Source organism: Sporosarcina sp. SAFN-010, from assembly GCF_059415065.1.
This window is the reverse complement of sequence record NZ_JBPFDS010000004.1, coordinates 80,165-100,360: the sequence shown is the minus strand read 5'-3', so window position 1 is coordinate 100,360 and position 20,196 is coordinate 80,165. Positions and strand designations below refer to the sequence as shown.

Annotated in this window: 17 protein-coding genes and 1 pseudogene; 2 read left to right on the top strand and 16 right to left on the bottom strand. The window is 41.2% G+C overall.

Features of this window, described 5'->3' with window-relative positions; translation table 11 throughout:
• Positions 1-308: 308 nt before the first annotated feature.
• The 10 genes from ACR65F_RS06860 to ACR65F_RS06815 all read right to left on the bottom strand — a co-directional run bounded on the left by ACR65F_RS06860 (position 309) and on the right by ACR65F_RS06815 (position 11,238).
• Positions 309-635, bottom strand: coding sequence for a monothiol bacilliredoxin BrxC family protein (locus tag ACR65F_RS06860; protein WP_440503771.1), 327 nt, complete (start codon positions 633-635; stop codon positions 309-311).
• 121 nt (positions 636-756) lie between these two features.
• A complete protein-coding gene (locus ACR65F_RS06855) occupies positions 757-1,674 on the bottom strand; it encodes an NUDIX hydrolase (protein WP_440503770.1) in 918 nt (305 codons plus the stop codon).
• Positions 1,675-1,815: 141 nt separating this feature from the next.
• Positions 1,816-2,868 carry a multifunctional transcriptional regulator/nicotinamide-nucleotide adenylyltransferase/ribosylnicotinamide kinase NadR gene (gene nadR / locus ACR65F_RS06850; RefSeq protein WP_440503769.1) on the bottom strand — a complete coding sequence of 351 codons (1,053 nt, stop codon included), beginning with the start codon at positions 2,866-2,868 and terminating at the stop codon, positions 1,816-1,818.
• Positions 2,869-2,898: 30 nt separating this feature from the next.
• Positions 2,899-3,612, bottom strand: coding sequence for a nicotinamide riboside transporter PnuC (gene pnuC / locus ACR65F_RS06845; protein WP_440503768.1), 714 nt, complete (start codon positions 3,610-3,612; stop codon positions 2,899-2,901).
• 423 nt (positions 3,613-4,035) lie between these two features.
• Complete coding sequence (locus tag ACR65F_RS06840; protein ID WP_440503868.1) at positions 4,036-5,295, bottom strand: exo-beta-N-acetylmuramidase NamZ family protein; 1,260 nt, start codon at positions 5,293-5,295, stop codon at positions 4,036-4,038.
• A 15-nt stretch (positions 5,296-5,310) separates the two neighbouring features.
• Positions 5,311-7,428, bottom strand: coding sequence for a glycoside hydrolase family 3 protein (locus ACR65F_RS06835; RefSeq protein WP_440503767.1), 2,118 nt, complete (start codon positions 7,426-7,428; stop codon positions 5,311-5,313).
• Between the two features lie 15 nt (positions 7,429-7,443).
• A complete protein-coding gene (locus tag ACR65F_RS06830) occupies positions 7,444-9,090 on the bottom strand; it encodes a serine hydrolase domain-containing protein (RefSeq protein ID WP_440503766.1) in 1,647 nt (548 codons plus the stop codon).
• A 340-nt stretch (positions 9,091-9,430) separates the two neighbouring features.
• Positions 9,431-9,844, bottom strand: a complete 414-nt coding sequence (locus ACR65F_RS06825; RefSeq protein ID WP_052245950.1) for a GNAT family N-acetyltransferase — start codon at positions 9,842-9,844, stop codon at positions 9,431-9,433.
• Between the two features lie 104 nt (positions 9,845-9,948).
• Positions 9,949-10,398 carry a GNAT family N-acetyltransferase gene (locus ACR65F_RS06820; RefSeq protein WP_039043743.1) on the bottom strand — a complete coding sequence of 150 codons (450 nt, stop codon included), beginning with the start codon at positions 10,396-10,398 and terminating at the stop codon, positions 9,949-9,951.
• A gap of 312 nt (positions 10,399-10,710) precedes the next feature.
• Positions 10,711-11,238, bottom strand: a complete 528-nt coding sequence (locus ACR65F_RS06815) for a dihydrofolate reductase family protein (protein ID WP_039043744.1) — start codon at positions 11,236-11,238, stop codon at positions 10,711-10,713.
• Between the two features lie 618 nt (positions 11,239-11,856).
• On the opposite strand from ACR65F_RS06815, the pseudogene ACR65F_RS06810 reads away from it, so the two are divergent.
• A pseudogene (locus tag ACR65F_RS06810) lies at positions 11,857-12,060 on the top strand (transposase); the annotation flags it as partial.
• 481 nt (positions 12,061-12,541) lie between these two features.
• On the opposite strand, the gene ACR65F_RS06805 reads toward ACR65F_RS06810, so the two are convergent.
• From ACR65F_RS06805 to ACR65F_RS06780, 6 genes are all read right to left on the bottom strand, one after another.
• Positions 12,542-13,216 carry a DUF3885 domain-containing protein gene (locus ACR65F_RS06805; RefSeq protein WP_440503765.1) on the bottom strand — a complete coding sequence of 225 codons (675 nt, stop codon included), beginning with the start codon at positions 13,214-13,216 and terminating at the stop codon, positions 12,542-12,544.
• Positions 13,217-13,342: 126 nt separating this feature from the next.
• Positions 13,343-13,771 (bottom strand): cupin domain-containing protein, encoded by a 429-nt coding sequence (locus ACR65F_RS06800; protein WP_440503764.1) that lies wholly within the window; start codon positions 13,769-13,771, stop codon positions 13,343-13,345.
• 80 nt (positions 13,772-13,851) lie between these two features.
• Positions 13,852-14,682 (bottom strand): phosphoenolpyruvate hydrolase family protein, encoded by an 831-nt coding sequence (locus ACR65F_RS06795; RefSeq protein ID WP_440503763.1) that lies wholly within the window; start codon positions 14,680-14,682, stop codon positions 13,852-13,854.
• Positions 14,683-14,705: 23 nt separating this feature from the next.
• Positions 14,706-15,917 carry a Tm-1-like ATP-binding domain-containing protein gene (locus ACR65F_RS06790; protein WP_440503762.1) on the bottom strand — a complete coding sequence of 404 codons (1,212 nt, stop codon included), beginning with the start codon at positions 15,915-15,917 and terminating at the stop codon, positions 14,706-14,708.
• Between the two features lie 157 nt (positions 15,918-16,074).
• A complete protein-coding gene (locus ACR65F_RS06785) occupies positions 16,075-17,271 on the bottom strand; it encodes a phosphoenolpyruvate hydrolase family protein (RefSeq protein WP_440503761.1) in 1,197 nt (398 codons plus the stop codon).
• A gap of 197 nt (positions 17,272-17,468) precedes the next feature.
• Positions 17,469-17,918: a PH domain-containing protein gene (locus ACR65F_RS06780; protein ID WP_440503760.1), complete on the bottom strand. Its 450-nt coding sequence runs from the start codon at positions 17,916-17,918 to the stop codon at positions 17,469-17,471.
• Between the two features lie 847 nt (positions 17,919-18,765).
• On the opposite strand from ACR65F_RS06780, the gene ACR65F_RS06775 reads away from it, so the two are divergent.
• Positions 18,766-20,187 (top strand): YfcC family protein, encoded by a 1,422-nt coding sequence (locus ACR65F_RS06775; RefSeq protein ID WP_440503759.1) that lies wholly within the window; start codon positions 18,766-18,768, stop codon positions 20,185-20,187.
• The last annotated feature ends 9 nt before the right edge of the window (positions 20,188-20,196 follow it).

Here is a 20,196-nt window from a genome sequence, read left to right as displayed (position 1 = left end):
TATAAGTGAATCAGCTAACTACTGAGGAATGTTAATGGTTTGTAATAAAGTTATGAGCTTCTAGTAGTGTCTTGCTTAGACCACAAACACTGCTATCCAGAGTTCTTCATGAATCCATATAAAAAGAGCAAGATTCTGAAACTCAGAACCTTCCCTATCATTTATCATTCGCTATCAAAACCGCTTTCGATATGCTCTGTTCTCATCGAGTCAAACCTTCTATCAATGTTGATACAAAAAAATAAGGAGTGGTCCTAAAAGTCAAAAATGACTTTACGGGATCACTCCTTTTCAATTTGAAGACTTCATTATACATAGGTCGCAATTGCATCCAACACAACTGATTGCTTAATTTGATACCTAGTTGCCTGCCAAATGGCTTTTTTGCCTTTAATAATGAGCAGTTGTGGTGTTCCGTGTTTCACGCCTGTATCTAGTTCCACTGCATTCGATACTTTTTTATCTAACTGTGAAATGACCACATATCTCGGAATATCCGTCACGAGCGACTCCATTTCCTTTTTGGCGGTTACACTGCTTAAACTCGTCATGCTCAATTTAAATAGAAGAAACGGTTGTTCATCAGATTTCTCTAGTAGCATCCGCCACTCTTCTATTGTTTTTAGTCGATTCACTTTGAGACTCCTCACTTTCAATTCAACTACTCAAACATCGGCAGTTTGAGTTGGTTAAACAGACTTTTTGGTGACAGAACTAGCTTGTAGTAAAAATAGAAATCATTCTACGCCAACTCTCCTATTTCCATTGGTCATGAATCCACGCCGCATTATATCTATATAATTTCGATGGTCGGTATGCACCTGTTCTGACTTCTTTTCCGGTATCTAACACCATATCTTCCACATGGCGGCGGAACTGCACTTTGTTTAAGGCTCTTCCCAAAATCACCTCATAAACCTGCTGTAAGTCGGGCAACGTAAACTCTTCTCCCACTAAATTGAATGCGATATTCGTGTAATTTACTTTCCCGCGTAATCGATCGAGCGAATATAAAATAATTTCCGCATGATCAAAGGCAATTCCATCCTGCTTCGTTATTTTCACTGTCGTTTTAGTGTTTGTCCCTTCTGTCACTGTAACTCTTTCGATTGTTGCCGATATGGAAATTTCTCCAGAAGTTAGCTCTAGATCAATTTCTTCGGTCCGCTGGATTGTACTACCAATCTCTGCATCACGTGATTCTACTACGGTATCTTTTACCGTGAACCACCTTACATCGTCCGCATCGTCCCCTGCCCGTAGCGCCGGTAGCTTTCCTTGGTCGACCAATGCCAAGTAACTGACACTCACAATCCTCATTCGAGGGTCCCGGTCCACTGCACTCCACGTATACAATTGCTCCGCGTAAATTCCATCGACTCCAGTTTCTTCTTTCAATTCTCTCTGGACAGCGGTATCGACGTCTTCGTCAATCCCCATGAAACCACCCGCTAATGCCCAGTCTCCTTTATACGGATGTCCTCCGCGCTGGATCAGTAATAACTGAAGTTCTTTTCCTGCTTTTTTTCTGTTGTCCAAAACCTGTTCTGTATCTACTGTAAAAATAACCATATCTGTCGTGATGGATGGTTTTTCATATTTATCCTTTTCCGTCTTTTGATACTGCTCGATAAATTCCGTTTCACTGAGGTTCTGCAAGTACTGCTCTTCCATTGCCTTCTTCCCCTTTCAAATACATGACTTAGTCGCATTTTAATACTATCCGTTTCATATGACAAGTCTAGGCGCTCAGTATTCGAGTCTTCTTCATACATACACACAAAAAAAGAAGGGTCACACAGCACCCTTCTTTTATTAGTTCGTCATGAGTTTCGTGATCTGTTCGATGGATTTGTCAAGCCGCTCCTCGTAGTTACCGCTAATCGATGCGTATTGGATTCCCCGCTCATCAAACATTTCCTTCAAAACTCTATTTGTCTTTTTCCGGACCTCAGGTTCATTGAACGTTCGGAATCCATCAGCCACCCACTTTACATCGGGCTCAAGGAATAGGTACAAATCATAATCCTGAGACTGGATGACCCCTTCTATAAAGTCTAGCTCCTGACCAAGATACATTTTAGCGTAATACTGGGACACTACCGCCTCGCTATCAATGAACAATAACTTGTTTGCTTTCTTGATCTTTTGAAACTCCATATGCTTATGACCAAACACGATTTCCTTGTAGTGCTCTTCAGTCAGCAACGAACTTCCGTCCCCGATTTCCTCGCTGACCGTACGCCCGTATTCTTCTACATATTCAGTGCCAAATAGTTGAGCTAAGTTCCGTGTTAACGTGGATTTTCCGCATGATTCAACTCCGACTATCGCAATTTTTTTAGTGTAGTATGGCTTCGCTACATCGGGAATCATATCCCAATTTGCAAATACTCCTTCGTTTCGTATTTTAGTTGCACTGATTGGGAAAATTCTGCGTGCCTCATCTATGACGACATGTTGAATATCTTCTCCATAAATAAGTCTAAACCAATGATCGTACGCGCTTTCTGAACTGAAGATATGAGTGATTTGCTCCGGAATTGCTTCAATCATTCTCCGTCCACCTTCCAGCCACATATGCTCTTCGCTCTCCCATGGTGGGTCTTCCACCGCCAATACTTTCACATTCGGCATTCCTTTAGTTGAAGTCATAATCCACTGCTGCCGCTGTTTGAAGTCAATATAATTCAATCCCGCGTCCTTACACAATTTCCTGTCCCGATTCTCGTCATAACTAACCACTACATACAGCTGATCCACTTGAGCCGCCGCTTTCGTAATCGCATACAAATGACCTTTATGAAAGGGAATGAATTTCCCTCCGTAGTGTCCAACTGTCAACTCTTCCATTCTAGGTTCTCCCATTTTAATCTTCTCCCTTCATGAACAAAACGCTCAGTCTTCTGCTTTTTGTACCTTCGATAATTTGACCCAGTTCACATAACCGTATATAGAATTCACTAAGAACGCCGTCCACATGATGACCATGTTCCAATCGTTCCCTCCTGTCTGCACCAGCGTGATCACCCATAGCGTGATGGTCAAGATATTCACTAAAATCCAGAGTACCCATTGTTCTGCATATCTCTGCACCATTAAAATTTGTGCGATTACTGAAAGAACGACCGCCATACTATCGATTCGAACTTGCTGTGCAGATAACACCGTCAATAGTTCTGCATATACCAATGCCCCTATCACGAAGGATCCGGCAACGAGTATCCAACCCTTACGTGTCAGTCGCTTCACGTATACGTTTTCACCTTGCTCCGAATCCTCTTTCTTCTTAAAGTGATTCATCCACATCCAAATCCCGATAAATTGCGTTGGGAAGTAAAATAACCAGTTCAACATGGCTTCACCATATAAGCCGTATCCGAAAGCGATATAACCATAGGTGACTGTCTGCACGATACCGAATAGATAATTTGAAACCTTTCCTTTCGCAACCAATACTACGCACAACATACCAGCTATCGAACTGATCAACCCTAGAAGCGTGTCTTGAAATGCAAAATAGAGGTATACCGTAATTGCTGTAAATAACGAAATCCACACCTTCTCAAAAACCGACCACTCTGCCAGATATCCTTTCAACTTTTCAATCATCTTCTTCACTCCTCTTTACTTAGTTTGTTTTTGTTACTAACTGTCACACTTAGTATAACTATGTATCTATGTATTGTCAACAACTCTTTTTAAACACAAAAACGCCCCCACTATTGCGGTTTATCACCGCACTGTGAGGGCAACAGTAGATGAGGTTTCATTCTACTGAAGAAACTTTGAATAAATTACAAACAACTTTGCTGCTTGAACACCAGTTGTTCCATCTCCAAAAAGGAATTTACCATTAGCACCACTCAGAATTCCAAATTGAGCGGTGAAGTCGTATCTCCTTTCAGATATGCACTCAATTAGTCTTTAGAAATCCAAGAATACTTAGATTGCAGTTGGCTGCCGAATTACTCTGCAACAACTTTGTAGCCCACTTCACTAAAGTGAATATTTCACAGGACAATTCAGACCCTTTTAGTACATCAAATACTTCTTTCGTACTTTCTCAAATTCTTTCAAATCTTTCTGCCAACGCGATTCCATCTCTTCTACCGTCATTCCATTTTCAATAGCCGGTCGTATCCATCCGTTTCCGATTAGATTGTCAAAGAATGGCGTGAGTTGAACTTGTTCTGGATAAAGATCTTTTATCGTTTTCACAATATGAAGACCAGTTTCCACCGGCTCATACTTATTTCGATCAGTAATATGAATTTGAACACCATGAGAGAGTTTTCCGCTATGCTTTGAGAACGTAGGGGTAAAGGAAGCAGCTCGGAATGTCACTCCTGGAAGATCCAGTTGGTTTAACCGCGTGACCAGTTCTGGACTGCTGATGAACGGAGCACCAATTAGCTCAAATGGCTTTGTCGTTCCGCGTCCTTCTGAAACGTTCGTCCCTTCAATTAGGGCTGCACCTGGATAAGCGAGTGCAGTTTCCAGTGTTGGCATGTTAGGAGATGGCATGACAAACTGAAGTCCTGTTTCATCGAAATAGGCGTTTCGTTTCCAGCCTTTCATTTTCACTACTGTTAAATTCGCACCTATGTCAAACTCTTTGTTAAACAGCTTCGCTAGTTCTCCTACAGTCATTCCGTGACGTAGTGGAATCGCATACTGTCCAACAAATGACGCAAACTCTGGATCCAGGACTGGTCCTTCAACTTTTTTACCGCCTAAAGGATTCGGACGATCCAATACAATGAACGGAATTCCTTTTTCTTGCGCAGCTTCCATAGCTAGAGCCATTGTATAGATATAAGTATAGAAGCGAGTCCCGACATCTTGAATATCAAATACTAGAACATCGATATTCTCAAGCATTTCAGGAGTCGGTTTTCTAGTTTTTCCATACAAGCTATAAACCGGCAAGCCAGTGACTTCATCGATATAATAATCCACATATTGCCCAGCCTGTGCATCCCCACGAACGCCATGCTCTGGACCGTAGAGTGCCTCTAACTGAATATCCGGATCATTGTTCAAAAGATCGACCACACTGTTCAGATTTTGATCAACCCCAGTAGGATTGGTGATCAACCCAACCCGCTTACCTTTCAGCAATTTCTTCTCATTTTTCATAAGCATCTCCGCACCTAGTGCAAATTTGTGCTTACCTTTATCATATCCTTTGGATTTCTTATTCCCGTTGGTGTACGTGTTATCGGCAAATGCCGCAGTGAATGTCGTCATGACTAGTAATGCTGTGACGACTACCATTAGCCACTTTTTCATCATCTGACCCCTCCCTTATTCGTTGTAGGTTAGTCCGTGTCCAAATGGATACAAGGTTCCTCCCTCTGGATTTGGAATTGTCACAGGAAGTTTACCTGTAGGTTGGATGTCTCCAAATAGAACGGATGCAGTTGCTTTAAAGCTTGCTGTTCTAAATCCATATTGAGCAAAGTACCCATCTACATTCGGATAAGCCATGATGTCGTATGGATTTCTGACTCCTACCGCAATGACAGGTGCTTCTGTTTGTTTCATTAACTCATTTACCATCTTCATTTGTGGGTTAGTAGATGCTCTGCCAGCTACAGTGGAGGTAGTCGTACCGACAATGATTGCCGATGCATCTGAAATCTGTGTAACCTGTTCAGCAGAGAGAGGCTCTCCTGTTTTCACCAAGATTGTGTTTTCATGTTTACTTTTCACTGCTTGGTAAAGTTCATCGATATATGAGCTACCAATGACTGCGATTTTCTCTGATGAATTTACCTTCAACGGTAGTACATCATTATTTTTCACTACAGTCACTGACTTTTCGGCCACCTCACGCTCAATTTGTTTATGTGAATCTGAACCTACAGTTTCCTTAGCAGTTGCAATCACTTCATCAATCGACTTCGGATTCTCTTCTTTCATAACGCCCCTCTTGAGCTTTAAGGACAATATTCTCTCAACTGAACTTTCGATTCGTGATTCTGAAATTTCTCCAGTACGTACCGCATCCACGAGACCCGTTGCGACACTTTCCAATCCGACTGGCATTAGGACAAGATCAGTCCCTGCCTGTACAGCTCGGATTACAGAATCCACTGGACCAAAATGATCCGCAATCGCTTTCATGTTTAATGCATCTGTTGTGATTAATCCGTCGTATCCCATTTCCTCACGCATCAGTTCCGTCAGTACTTTATAGGACAACGTAGCAGGCACATTGATTTCAGTGCCATCTTTTTTAGAAATCACAGTTGTTCCATCGATTTTCGGGAACGTGACGTGGGCTGTCATGACCGCATCTACTCCCGCTTCCATCGCTTTCTGGAACGGATACAACTCCACTTGCTTTAACCGTTCCTTGTCATAAGGGACTTCAGGGAGTCCTAAATGCGAATCCACTGCTGTATCGCCATGACCAGGGAAGTGTTTTGCTGCTCCTGACGTTCCTGTGCCTTGAAGACCATTCGTATAAGCTACACCTAATTGAGCTGTTAGCTCTGGGTCTTCACTAAATGATCGCACACCGATTACAGGATTATCCGGATTATTGTTAATGTCAAAGGAAGGTGCGAAGTTCATATTGATACCCAACGAATGCAGTTCCTCGCCAATTGCTCCTCCGACTTTACCTGCAAGTTCTTCTGATCGTGTAGCACCTAATGCCATATTCCCTGGCATATCTGTTCCAGATTGAAGTCTCGTTACGATTCCCCCCTCTTGGTCAATCGACATGAGAAGACCATATTTTTCAGACGCTTTTTGATAATCTGATACTAAACGTGCCGTTTGTTCTGTAGTAACTACGTTTTCTCTAAACAAAATCACTCCGCCTAAATGATACTTTTGTACAAGCTGCTCAATTTCAGGAGTGAGTTCTGTGACATTTTTGCCATTCATATTCCTGAAATCTGGCATGAGCATTTGTCCCACTTTTTCTTCAAGCGTCATGTGACTGATTGCATTCTCAATGAGGTTGTATCGTTTCCCTTTCATCCTCACTACCTGATAAGTAACTGGCAGTTTGTCGTGCCACTTTCCAGATGACAAATTAGGCTTTGCTAGTAGGGCAACATGGTCAAATCGTTTCCCTTCTCTCACTTGAATGATGGCCATACCAGGTTTCCCAGACATCGTAACCACCCCATTGTCGTCAACTGTAGCGACTCTTTTATTGGTGGATTTCCATTTCAGATTTTGGGACACCTCCATAAAATGTCCTTCTTTATATACATGAAGAGGGGTTAGCTGAAGTGTTCCATCTTCAAATTGGCTCTCCGATTCAGGAACATTTTGTAATAGGATTAAATCTTGAATCGGTGATTTGTGTGAGTTAGCCATAGCAGTTTGACCAGACACACCAGTAGATATTACTAACAATCCAATCAGTAGGGGCACTAAAAAATAGGCACGAAGTTTCTTCATCCACAGATCTCTCCTTTAATAGTTTCGATTTTCCCAATCCGTTGAATCTGCAATTGGTTTGACAAGTTTCCCGTTCATTTTAATATCTCCTACGTACCATCCCCGTCCGTTAACAGATGTATCTGTCTCATAACGGAAACGAACATGCTTTGTTCCGTCAGGGAGGGCAACCGTCAAATTACTCCATTTGTTGTTCGTCCCTGTGAGGCGGGCTCCTACTTCAGTCCAAACGACACCGTCATTAGATACTTCAATTACTCCAAAGTCAGAGTCTTTTTCTAGCTCATACCAAGTGTTAAATGATAATTCGTTGACTTCTTCTTTTGCATCCACAAGTAAGTTCCGATTCAGCTTGTCCCCGTATCCAGAAAACCAAGCGTCTGTTCGTCTAGGAAGAGGCGCTGGAATTGCATCTGCCACACGTCGAACGAAGTCTCTTCGAACAGAGTTCAATGAAATTGTATTTCTGGTAGGATGAACACGATTGGTTAGCAGAATCGCGATTGTTTGGTTTTTCTTGTTAATCACGATACTTGTTCCTGTAAATCCGGTGTGCCCTGCTGATGAAGGATCTGAGAGTGCATCCATATACCACCCTTGGTTCAATTCCCATCCGAGTCCATGATCATCCCCCTTAAATTCTGGAATCTGATTTTCACTCAATAATTGAACCGTTTTAGGCTTAAGGATTCGTTTGCCGCCATATCGTCCTTCGTTCAGAATCATATGTGCAAATATCCCTAAATCTTTAGCTGTGGAGAAAACTCCAGCGTGACCTGCAACACCGTCTAGTGACCACGCATTCTCGTCATGGACTTCACCCCAAACGAGTCCTCTACCAATCTCAGGTTGGAATTCTGTCGCAGCAATCCGATTCTTAAGCGATACAGGTGGATTGTACATCGTGTCTTTCATACCAAGTGGTTTAGTAATTTCGTCTTTCACAAACTGATCCAAGCGTTTTCCGGACAGTTTTTCAACAACTGCTCCTAACGTAATCATGTTCAGATCGCTATAGGTATAGCTGCTCCCTGGTTGAGCTTTTAATGGTTGAGCATATACAAGCTGCAATCTGTCTTCCCGTGTTTCCCCTTGTGAATGGAGTGGAATCCACGCGGTGAATCCGGATGTATGAGTCATTAACTGTCGTATCGTCACTGTTTCTTTTCCATTTGCAGCGAACTCAGGAATGTATTGTGCTACAGGAGCATCTAGTTGAATAGCTCCCTTTTCATACAATTTCATAGCTGCTACTGTCGTGAAAATTTTGCTAATTGAAGCGACGTCAAAAATGGTGTTGTTTTGCATTGTCACAGGATTTTCCATTTCCGTGTAAGAGTCGTCCACATAACGAGCAGCATCGCCATAAGCTTGCTGTTTCACAATATGTCCACTGCGTGCTACAAGGACAACAGCCCCGGGGGTCGTGTTTTCTTCAATTGCATTGTTAAGGACTTCATCAATTTCTTGAATAGGCTCCTGTCTCATTCCCGCACCTCTCACTGAACCTGGATGTAGAATCGGTGCTCCGTAACCTGGATTATTCCATGACTTATTAGGAATCGAATTCCCATGGGCCCCAGCTGTTTCAGCAAAAACAAGTCCACTTGCTAACGTACAAACGAGTACCGCAGTTAAGAACTTCTTTTTCGATTTCACCATCTACTTCATCCTCTCCTTATTCTTGTAAGCCCTTTCACTTTATCGAAATTATTAGTAAATTACTATGCTTCCTAAGGGCTTTCATTTATAGAAACACTGGTAATTTAGTGCATAAATGAGTTGGTATAATTGACTGACTAATAAGAAAAAATAAGAGCGTTAGTTTGCTAAATGTTGCTATAAAACGACAAAAAGACACCTTCCATAGAGTTGGAAAGTGTCTTTTTGCTCCTTGTGTACTATAAAGGATATTCTTACAGATGGCCTATTCTGTTCCTGTTTTTACATGATCACGATGCAAAGATTTTAAGAGATTGTTCTTACTCTCTGTAGGAGTAAATTAAAATGACTTCCTGAATCCATAGAACGAGCGATATCCTTCTTTTTGGTAAAACGAGTGCGATGCTTCAGTTGCTAGCATTTCAATCCGTGTACTTGGATACAGTCTATGTACATAATACAGTATTTCTTTACCTATTCCGTGTCCACGAAATTTCTTCTCTACGAGCATTTCACAAATAAAAGTGGTCACAAGAGTATCCGTAAAACCTCTCACACATGCTACCAGTTCATCATCTTTCGTAACTGCAATGAATGCAATGGTTGAATTTCTCCAGGCTCCCTGAGTTTGCGTATAATTTTCAGCAAGATTCATCCAGCCTTCTTCAAGATACATCGCATGGATCGCAGTGTAATAGGTTTCATCGTAAGGGATAATTTTCATATCACCAGTTGCTCCGCAGTTAAACGCCATGCAACACACCGCCGTTCTCTTCTATTTTTCCTGAATCTGTGAGCTATAACAAAGCTCAATACGACAAAACTTTAGACATCAATCATCTATAGTGGCAACATTTTTTAAAAAATCAACTTCATACCTTCGTGACTTGAGATAAATCCAAGTCTTTCATAAAAACGATGAGCATCTACGCGCTGTTTGTCGGTCGTCAATTGGACAAGACCAGCACCCTCAGACTTTGCAATGGAAATCGCTCGTTCAAACAAGGCTTGACCAACCCCTTGACTGCGATAACGTCTATCAACTCGCACCCCTTCGATTTGTGCCCGTTTCAACCCTCTTCTAGCTAAACCAGGAATGAGGGTTAGCTGAAGACAGCCAACCACTTTTTGATCATCAATTGCTAAAATGAGTTGGTTTCCAGATTGGGCTTCCATTTCTGCAAATGCTTCCACATAATCGTTTACCACGTAATCTTCTGTACTTTCACGCGCAGATCCTAATTCATCATCCGCTAGCAAGGCGACAATACTTGGGATATCATTTTCTGTCGCTTTTCTGAAATGCATGTACTCCAACTCCTTAGATAAAAGATGCAACCATGAACCTTCATACAACTCCATCTAATCATATAATCTATTGGCATGACTTCATGCCCTTTGCCAAGTAGTATACGTGGCAAATCCCAAGAAGTATAATCTGAAATATCTATCATTTGATATAAGGAAATGTTATACACAGCTTGGTAAGTGTGGAAAGTAGTTGCTAGTGAGTAAATCATTCAAAAACAGATCTGAAATATCAGTTCTCCAATCCAATGCCTAAAACAAAAATGCCCCTTGGAGTTGCAAATACTGCACTCCCAAGGGCCACTTATCATATTATGCTCTTTTCGTATACCGTAAAATAGGAAGTCCTTCATTGACTGAGTATTCCTCAAGCTGTAATGGAATCGTTCGATCGTTTTCTTCGAACAGACGGGTTCCAGCTCCAAGAATCATTGGAACGATGCCGATGATGAATTCATCAACGATGCCTGCTTTCAAAAAGGCGTTTGTCAGCTGGCTACCACCGAAGAGCCAAATATCTTTTCCTTCGTCCTGCTGAAGATCTTGGACGTGCGATACAATGTCCCCTTTGACAAATTGCACATTTCCTTGGTCCTCTTTATCTAAAGAAGTCACAACGATAATCTTGTGCTGTGCCACCATATCGAGTGTAGAATCCTCGAACGATTTTCGTCCCATTACAACCGTATCGACTTGTTCTAAAAAGTCTGAGAAACTGAACTGATCCGATGTATCCAGCTCACTATGGCCGTCCCCACCAATCCAGTCGAATCCCCCATTGTCATCCGCAATATATCCATCAAGGCTCATCGCCAAATTCATTATGATTTTTCTCGTCATCCTTGCCCACTCCGTTCTGAAGACATATTTAACGTTCAGCAGTATACCACGAAATCGGTCTTAGACTACTTAATGTAGGCTTCAAAAAAGAAGGAAAGCAGTTCAAGAGTATTCACCGATAAAACAGCCATTACCTTGAATATATAACATTCAGAAGTTCTACCTGTAATCGCTTCATACGAAAACTCTAGCTTCAAATAAGTTTTCATTGCGTATTTCAATATTTCAAAGAAGAAATACCAATTACTTTAAAGTAATTGGAGAGACTAAAGACAAACTCTTGCAATCACGAGGTAGGTCTACAGTCTATTTTTTTACAATAGATTTAACTATGAAAAGTTGATTTCCGCTGCGTGCGGACGCTTTTCGAGGGGCTTGCTCTCAGCCAATCGAACGACGAAGAGTTCGAATGGCCGTATTTTGGCGAACTTTGCTAAAATTAAGGCAGTACTCATCTCCCTAGCTTTGCTCAGTCCAGAGTCTTCGAAAACACGTGCTCCTAACGCTTCACTTTTACTCGAAAAAGCTGTTATTCGTCACAGCTTTCTCTCCCCCCCGGAGTCGCCGCTCTCCGCTACAATCAACAATATCTCCCAACTATCAAATGAGCTGATGGAAATGATGACGAAGTATCAAGTTAATGAACGGGAACAGATGGAAATGCTTACGATCGAACTGTTAGTCCCGCAAGACCATCTGGTCCGTAAATTAGATGCAGTAATTGATTTTCCCTTCATTTATCCATTGGTTGTAGATCTATATTCCCTATTCGGAGGACCGAGCATAAAACCTGTTGTTCTCTATAAATTGTCATTCATTCAATAGCCTAAGCCCTCTTTTGGTTGTTCATCGCATACCATGTTTCTCCTTTACATCGACAAAGATGCGTTCAACTGTTTCTTTGCATTCCCATAGACTTCTTTGATTTCACATCGGTGTCTCAATTCTTCTGTTACATCTAGTTAGTCTTGTTAGTCTTGTTAGCTGGACATGGTGCCTCACTATTGCATTGTTTGCTTGAATGATGTGAATGTGTCTTAGCATATTCAGTTGATTGAAGTGCAGGACGGCGACTCCTGGGGATCAGCGCAGCGCGAAGACCCCGCAGACACGAAGCAACGAGGAGGCTGAGGGCAAGCCCCCAGAAAGCGCCCGTCCGGAACGGAAATCAACGGCCTGTTATCCTTCATTTTCAGAGTCAACGGTGCAAAAAGACAAAAGGGATGGAAATCAACACGATTCCCATCCCTTTTGTCTACAGTCTGAACCAATTACTATAAAGTAATTGGCTCAATGATCATTCTCACTTTAAACGTATACTTTCCGAATTTGCAAAAACAGAGTCTATCTGATTACGTTCCTCTTCACTAATCCAATCATTGTAACTCTCATATAAAAATTGAATCTCTTCTTTCTTTAACGCTAAAATGTCACAGCCCGGCCCATCATATAAGTGATAAATAATGCCGCGCGTCAAATTTATAAAATAAAACTCAATACTACTTTGAGGCTTCTGCTCTAACTGTATCATGACCTCCCCAAAGTCTTTATAGCAAATTTCTCGCAATATGATTTCATATCGAATGTCCTTTTTTTTGCAACCTAAGGTGAATCGATGGACTACCAACTGTTCCCCTTCTTCGTTGCAAACATCCGGTATCAGTTCATGCCTCAATTTATCTAAGACGTCCTGTTGTTTAATATAACTTCGGTATACTTTTAACGGTTCTTCAAGAAACAAGTGATCCTCAGTTGTCCGAACGTCCGCTATTACAAGTAGTTCATCTTCATCCCGAAATATCTCGTCATACAATGTAGTGGAACGTTGAAAAGCGTCTTCCAAATCATTGGAATCCTTGTTGGTCAATAAAGGATTTAATATGTCAAATCGAATGGCATTATCCCATGAATTGAATAACGGGGGTTGCAATGTTACTCCGTTAAACTTATGGTCAAAAAAAGATTCTAGATTTTGCATTGTCTTTTCCTCCCTAGACAATTAACAACTGATTTTCACATTTTGTCTGCTAACCAAACAATCACGAGTGTGTTAGCCAAAAGGAGAGTTTCCCACACAGGATTGATTCTGATCCTAAATTCCGACTTAATTACCTGGAAGAATTCCAGGGGCAAGCACCTTACAATTTGGATCTGCACGAAGAACCATTTCTGGTCCATGTGGGCTGTATATGGCCATTAGTTTTAGTGGTTCCCAACCCGTATTAATTGTAGAATGGAATGCTCCCGTCGGTATGTGAACACACATTCCTGCAGTGATTTTCGTCGGTGCACCGTCATTCACAGTTTGCTCACCTTCACCAGAGATCACGTAAAGAACCTCTTCTTCTTCAGGGTGATTATGACGGTCATGACCTTTACCAGGATGCAAAATAACGATACCCATACTAAACTTCTCCGCGTTCGTCACACGTGGTTCACTCATCCATTTAAGTGTTCCCCACTCAAATTCTTGAGTTTCAACATCCTCTGGATTTATGTATCTCAATCCTGCTTGCTCTTTTACTTCAGTCATTTTAATTCCTCCAAAACATGTATTTTAAATTCTTAAAACAAAGAGAAATAACTTATTGAAGGAGCATTGTCAAAAATCTTTTAAATCGATAAATCTTTAAACTTACGGGCTTGTTTTTCAATAGCCACCTCAGTTGGAAGTCGCTCAATACTGCTTGCGCCGAAGAACCCTGCAATGCCTTCTGTATGCTCAAAAATGTACTGTGCGTCTTCCGGTTCTGCGATTGGTCCACCATGACACAATACGATAATATCCGGATTAATCGCGACAGCAGCATCACGCATTTCTTGTACTTTTTTAGCTGACTCCTCAAGAGTCAAATTACTTTGCGCACCGATACTTCCCTTAGTTGTAAGACCCATGTGTGGAACCAGGACATCTGCACCGGCTTTCGTCATCGCGACAGCTTGCTCAGGTGTAAATACATAAGGACACGTTAGCATTCCTAATTCATGTGCTTCACGAATCATTTCAACTTCTAGATCATAGCCCATTCCCGTTTCTTCTAGATTTGTTCGGAACGTCCCGTCAATTAAGCCGACAGTTGGAAAGTTTTGGACTCCATGGAATCCCATATCTTTTAACTGACGGAGGAAATTAGGCATAATTCTGAATGGATCCGTTCCACAAACACCTGCAAGTACTGGCGTTTCTTTTACGATTGGAAGAACTTCAGAGCCCATGTCCATAACAATCGCATTGGCATCCCCATAAGGCATTAGCCCCGCTAAACTACCGCGACCAGCCATACGGTATCTACCTGAGTTGTAGATGATGATTAAATCCGTACCACCTTTTTCTGCGAACTTCGCAGTGATTCCTGTACCCGCTCCTGAACCGATAATCGGATTCCCTTGTGAAATTTGTTTGCGAAGTTTTTCTAATGCTACTTCTCGTATAGTTAGTGTCATTTGCAAGCCCTCATTTCTCCATGTTATTCATTCAATTTGCTTAATAAATGTGTCGCCATAGCTGCTGCAAATTCTGGATCATTAATGTGTCGATCCAGCTCAATGAGTTCTACAACATTTTGATTTAGATGTTTTCTAATCGATGTGAACAATGCTTCCGTGGCTTCAGGAGAATCGAACAATTGGCCTTCTCCATCTATCGCACTGACACCTTTTAATGGTAAGAACAAAGTAGTCGGTCCAGTCGTTTCGTTTAACTTTTCACTTAGTATCTTCCCGAGTTCAGCACACTCTTCAGCGGTCGTTCTCATCAGTGTGACATTAGCATTGTGCTCATATAAAGTACGATTTGCAAACTTGGAAGGAACGGTATTCATTGCCCCAAAGTTCACCATATCTAGCGCACCACAAGAAACCACTTGAGGAATGCCTTGACGTGCCGCCGCTTCTAGTCGATGAGGACCTGCAGAAAGTACACCACCTACTAACTCATCACATAGTTCAGTGGTCGTCACATCCGCTACAGCTTTGATGAATCCATCACTAATGAGAGACTCCATTGCTTGTCCACCGCTACCTGTTGCGTGGAATACTAATAATTCAAATCCGTTCTCTTCAATATGTTTCTTGAGATTTTCTATACAAGTCGTCGTAACTCCAAACATACTTGCAGCGATGATTGGCTTGTCTTCAACCTCCGGAATCTCTTGTTCAATCATACCAATTAGTGCCCCAGCGGCATTTCCTAGAATTCGTCGAGAAATTTTGTTCAAACCAGCAACGTCCACAACGGAATACATCATTGTAATGTCTTTCGTTCCAACGTAAGGGTGCACGTCACCCGAAGCAACTGTTGAAACCATCAATTTCGGCATCCCGATCGGTAGTTGTCTCATAGTATGTGTAATTAGCGCTGTTCCACCAGATCCGCCCATTCCCATGACACCAACTACATCACGCTCCAAACATAACCGGTCAACTAATTTCGCAATACCTTTTGACATAACTTTCATAGCTAAACCACGATCATGTTGGCCCCGTAAAGCTGTTAAAGTATTCCCACCTAAATCAGCTACCACTTCGGCACTAAATGTAGGCGTAACTGTAGGCACACCTACTACACCTCCATCAATTAAAACTACTTCAAATCCTTTTAAAGCTATCAAATCGCGAACATACTCATATTCATCCCCTTTAGTATCAAGGGTTCCTATCAACAAAACAGTTTTCTTCAAAACAATCTCCCCCGTAGAAAAAAGTAATTGTTCAATCTGAAAAACAAAATACGAGTTGCAGTGCCAAATTTATCTACAACAATTAAATAATCTGAATATTATACATCCTACTGTTAGAATACACCCGATTCCAACAACCGTATATGTTAAATGGTACTCATTTCATGTGTTCTTGTAATCTTTCTACATATTCTCGGGGAGATTGTCCTGCATACTTTTTAAAAGCCTTACTAAAATGTGCGTAATCGCTAAACCCTGTCATGTTTGCAATTTCAGCTAGCTGGAAACAGGTCTGGCTCATAAATTCAATGGATTTATGCATTCTATACTCAATCAAATAATTACTATACGAACAACCGACTTCCTGTTTAAACACTTTACTTAAATAGGGTCTTGAAATATGTAAGAGCTGCGCCAAATCCTCTAGTGAGATTTTCGTCATATAGTTTACTGAGATATATTCCTTTACAAATTCTGCATACTCATAGTGTTTTTCAGCCCCTTCTAACATCTTTACTAAAAATTCATCCGCTCCTTTTTGTCCTACGTTCTTAAACTTTCTAATTGTCGAGGACAAAGCTTGTTCTGTAGGAATCCTTTCAAAAGAAGATCCTCCGATATATCCCATCGTTGCCGTGTTATCTTGCATATATTTCACATCTGTTGGGGTAGAAACTGGCCCTCCATAAATCATTTTAATGACTTGACGATCTTCGTGATTGCAAACGCTAAAGATTTCATTGACCACTTTTGCTCCTTCTACTAAGCTAAGTGCCTTCTTTGCGCCTAGCATCCCGCCCTTTGTAAAACCTAGATGAGCACAAATAACATCAGCTCCAGCATCCAACATCTGTCTCGCTTGCTCTTTATCAAATACAAATGCAATTGTAAACAGCCCTTGCTCATGGGCGATTTTTATCGCACTTACTTCCGTTTCATACGATATCCCTTGCTCCTCCAATGCCTCTCTAAACATCCCGTCTATCATTCCTACAGAAGGATAATTATTAATCCCTGTAAACCCCTTTGTTTTAATTTCTTGAATGTACAGTTCTAAATTGATCAACGGATCGGTTGCACACAGTCCAAAAACAACAGGAAACCCTTTTGCGATAGGGAGTATTTCCCTAGAACCAAACTCCATTACTAGTTTGTTGCAATTTAAATAAGGAAGATAGCCTGCTAGTGAGCTGACTCCCATTTGTCTAAAGCGACCGGAGTTTAACGCTAATATCATATCTCCTCCGCCAGCCACTGTAGATTTTGCTGATTTACCTGAACCTGAAGCCACTCCAATGATAAATTCTTTCTGGTCTACCTTATTCAATAATCTTTGCTTAATCTGTATAGTCATAGATGTGTTTTCACCTCAGCTTTTTTCTACTCCTCAAGCATCCAACAATTACCAATGTTTCACCTTGAGCTTTTACAATATAGTTAACCACATTGTAGCCTGTGAAGGAATTGCTTTCTATAGTGAGAAGCTTCAATCAGCAAATAATTCGAAAACAAAAAGAGCTCAGGCATATGCCGAACCCCTTTGTTTCTCCCTCATTTATTGGTTTCCAATACCTTTACTCTTGGATTACGAGCTAGAAGTTCTTGTAAAAATGCATCTTTGTCTCGCGGTGAAATTTTCACACTGCCGAGTAACGCATGTGTGTAAAACAATTCAAGAGCATCTACAGAAGACAGCAACCTGTAGCCTGTATAGATATCACGGGTAGTTCCTACAGTCGTAATGGTTTCATAAGGAATTTTACTTCGGAATGGTCCACCTTGTACCAACAAATAATCGGGATGAAAAACATAGCGAACAGCAAAACTGCACCATGCAATTACACCAACACTGAACAGAAACACAACGGCAAGTGTCAAAATAACTGGCCAATCGGTTCCCCCTTCTAGAAACAGTGGCCACCATGTCGCAATGCCGATTACCAACATGCAACTACCGATGAACAAAAGAAACTCCTTATCTATTTTTGGTTTAAATCCCATTGGCTTGGTCCCCTTTCCATCGAGTACTCATAATCCGTCAAGACTTCTTACGATTTTATACGATTCGTATCCTTTAAAGATTCAATTTTCATGTAATAAACCTTCACATCAATTCATCCTCATCTTTTAAGATAACTATAAAACTCTTAGATCATTTACAACCGCGAGTCAGGATGGGTACTGAACAAAAGCTGAAGTTAAGGTGATAAAAACGATCTTGTATAATGACCATTTTTACAGTCCTTACCTGTTTTATAACACATTGAGAACCACTAGAAAATCTCTATTATATGAAATCCTATATCCTTTCCCCTACTTGAATTTGAAGAGTCTCTATATATTTTCAATCGTCAGTAGAATAAATAATGATTAATTTTTCGAAATATATTGACAGCGCACTAGATTCAGCATATATTCTATATAACAAATTTCCTTTCATCGGAAACAGTTTCCGCTGTACGGAAAAAGGAGTTGAGGTAAATTATTGCTCGTAGATGTATACACAGTGGACTTGCGTTTTTGTAGAGCACTAAACAAGGGGCATCAAAATTCAATACACTTTGAGTCCAACTAGAGGAAATCAAAGATGATCGGAGTTTTAGAGATAGTATAGGATTTTCTTGTCTGTAACGTGGTGGCATTAGCCCCACGAATTTGTCTAATCACACGTGGAAGCGCTTCCACAAAAAGACAGTATATGAATGAAGGAAGTGCGTTAGATGCCGTTCTCTAAATAACGACACTTTAATAGAGTACATGCAATTCAAGTACTACCTGTTATCTTAAAAAATTGATAATAAAATAGGTTCACTTCATTTTCCATACTCGTTATCCTGGGGGGGATATTATGACAAAGCCAACAAAAGACTACTTGAACCATCAAGAACAGGAAACACCAGCGAAAGGGATTAATGCATTTGCGCTCATGTTCATTGTCATTGTAATTATGACCGTACTCACATATATCGTGCCTGCTGGCCATTATGATCGAATTGAACAAGATGGTCGAACACTTGTGGATGCGAACTCATTTGAATTTGTCGATAGAACACCAGTTGGACTCCTTCAAATGTTTAATAGTGTGCATTTAGGTTTAATGGAAGGCTCGCATATTATTTTGTTTGTGTTCCTCTTTGGTGGTGCACTTGGAATTATGCAAGCAACAGGGGCGATTGATTCATTCATCAAGGTAGTCGCAGCACGATTCGGGAAACGTGAAATCGTCCTCATTCCATTATTGGTTCTAATTTTCGCGTTACTTGGTACGTTAATTGGCTCGGCTGAAGATACACTCGTCTATATTGCCATTATCGTTCCGATGACGATGGCGCTGCGGATGGATGCATTAACTGGCTTCGCAATTGTGATGCTCGGTACGATGGCTACCGGATTTGTAACAGGCATCACGAATCCATTTAACGTTGCTGTTGCACAAAGCATTGCTGAACTCCCGATCTATTCGGGAATGGGATTACGCATTGCGATTTTCATTGTGTTCTATCTACTAACAGTTGTCTACATCTATAGACATGCTATGAAAGTTAAGAAAAATCCTGCAGCAGGCATATATGGCAAGTTCGATCCGAAAGATCAAGTAGCCATCGATATGGACTTTAAAATGAGTAAAAGACATTTACTTGCCTTACTTGTCCTACTTGCGAACTTCATCGCGTTAGTCGTAGGTGTCATTAAATTCGGATGGTACATTAGTGAAATCGGTGGTATCTTCCTTTTCAGTGCGATTATTATGGGGATTATCGGAAAGTTATCTATGAATAAGATGGCAGATGGTTTCGTATCAGGAGCACGAGAAATGGTCGCTGGGGCCTTAATTATCGGGATCGCTCAAACGATTCTGGTCGTTACGAAAGACGGTGGCTTACTGGATACGATTTTGTATTTTTCAGCTGGATTAGTTGGTCAATTGCCTGCATCTATCAATGCGATCGGAATGTTCTTTATGCAGTTAGTCATCAACTTCATCGTCCCTTCTGGAAGCGGTCAAGCAGCTCTAACGATGCCACTGATGACACCACTCGCTGACCTGATCGGCGTTACAAGACAAACTGCAGTATTTGCTTTCCAGATGGGGGATGGAATCTCAAATACCATTATTCCAACGAGCGGAGTTTTATTAGCAGGACTCGCTATTGCTGGAATTCCGTTCACTCAATGGGTCAAATGGGTATTCCCATATGTACTTATTCAAGTCGGGATTACAATTATTTTCCTCATCATTGCACAAGCCACTAACTACGGACCATTTTAAAATAATTGG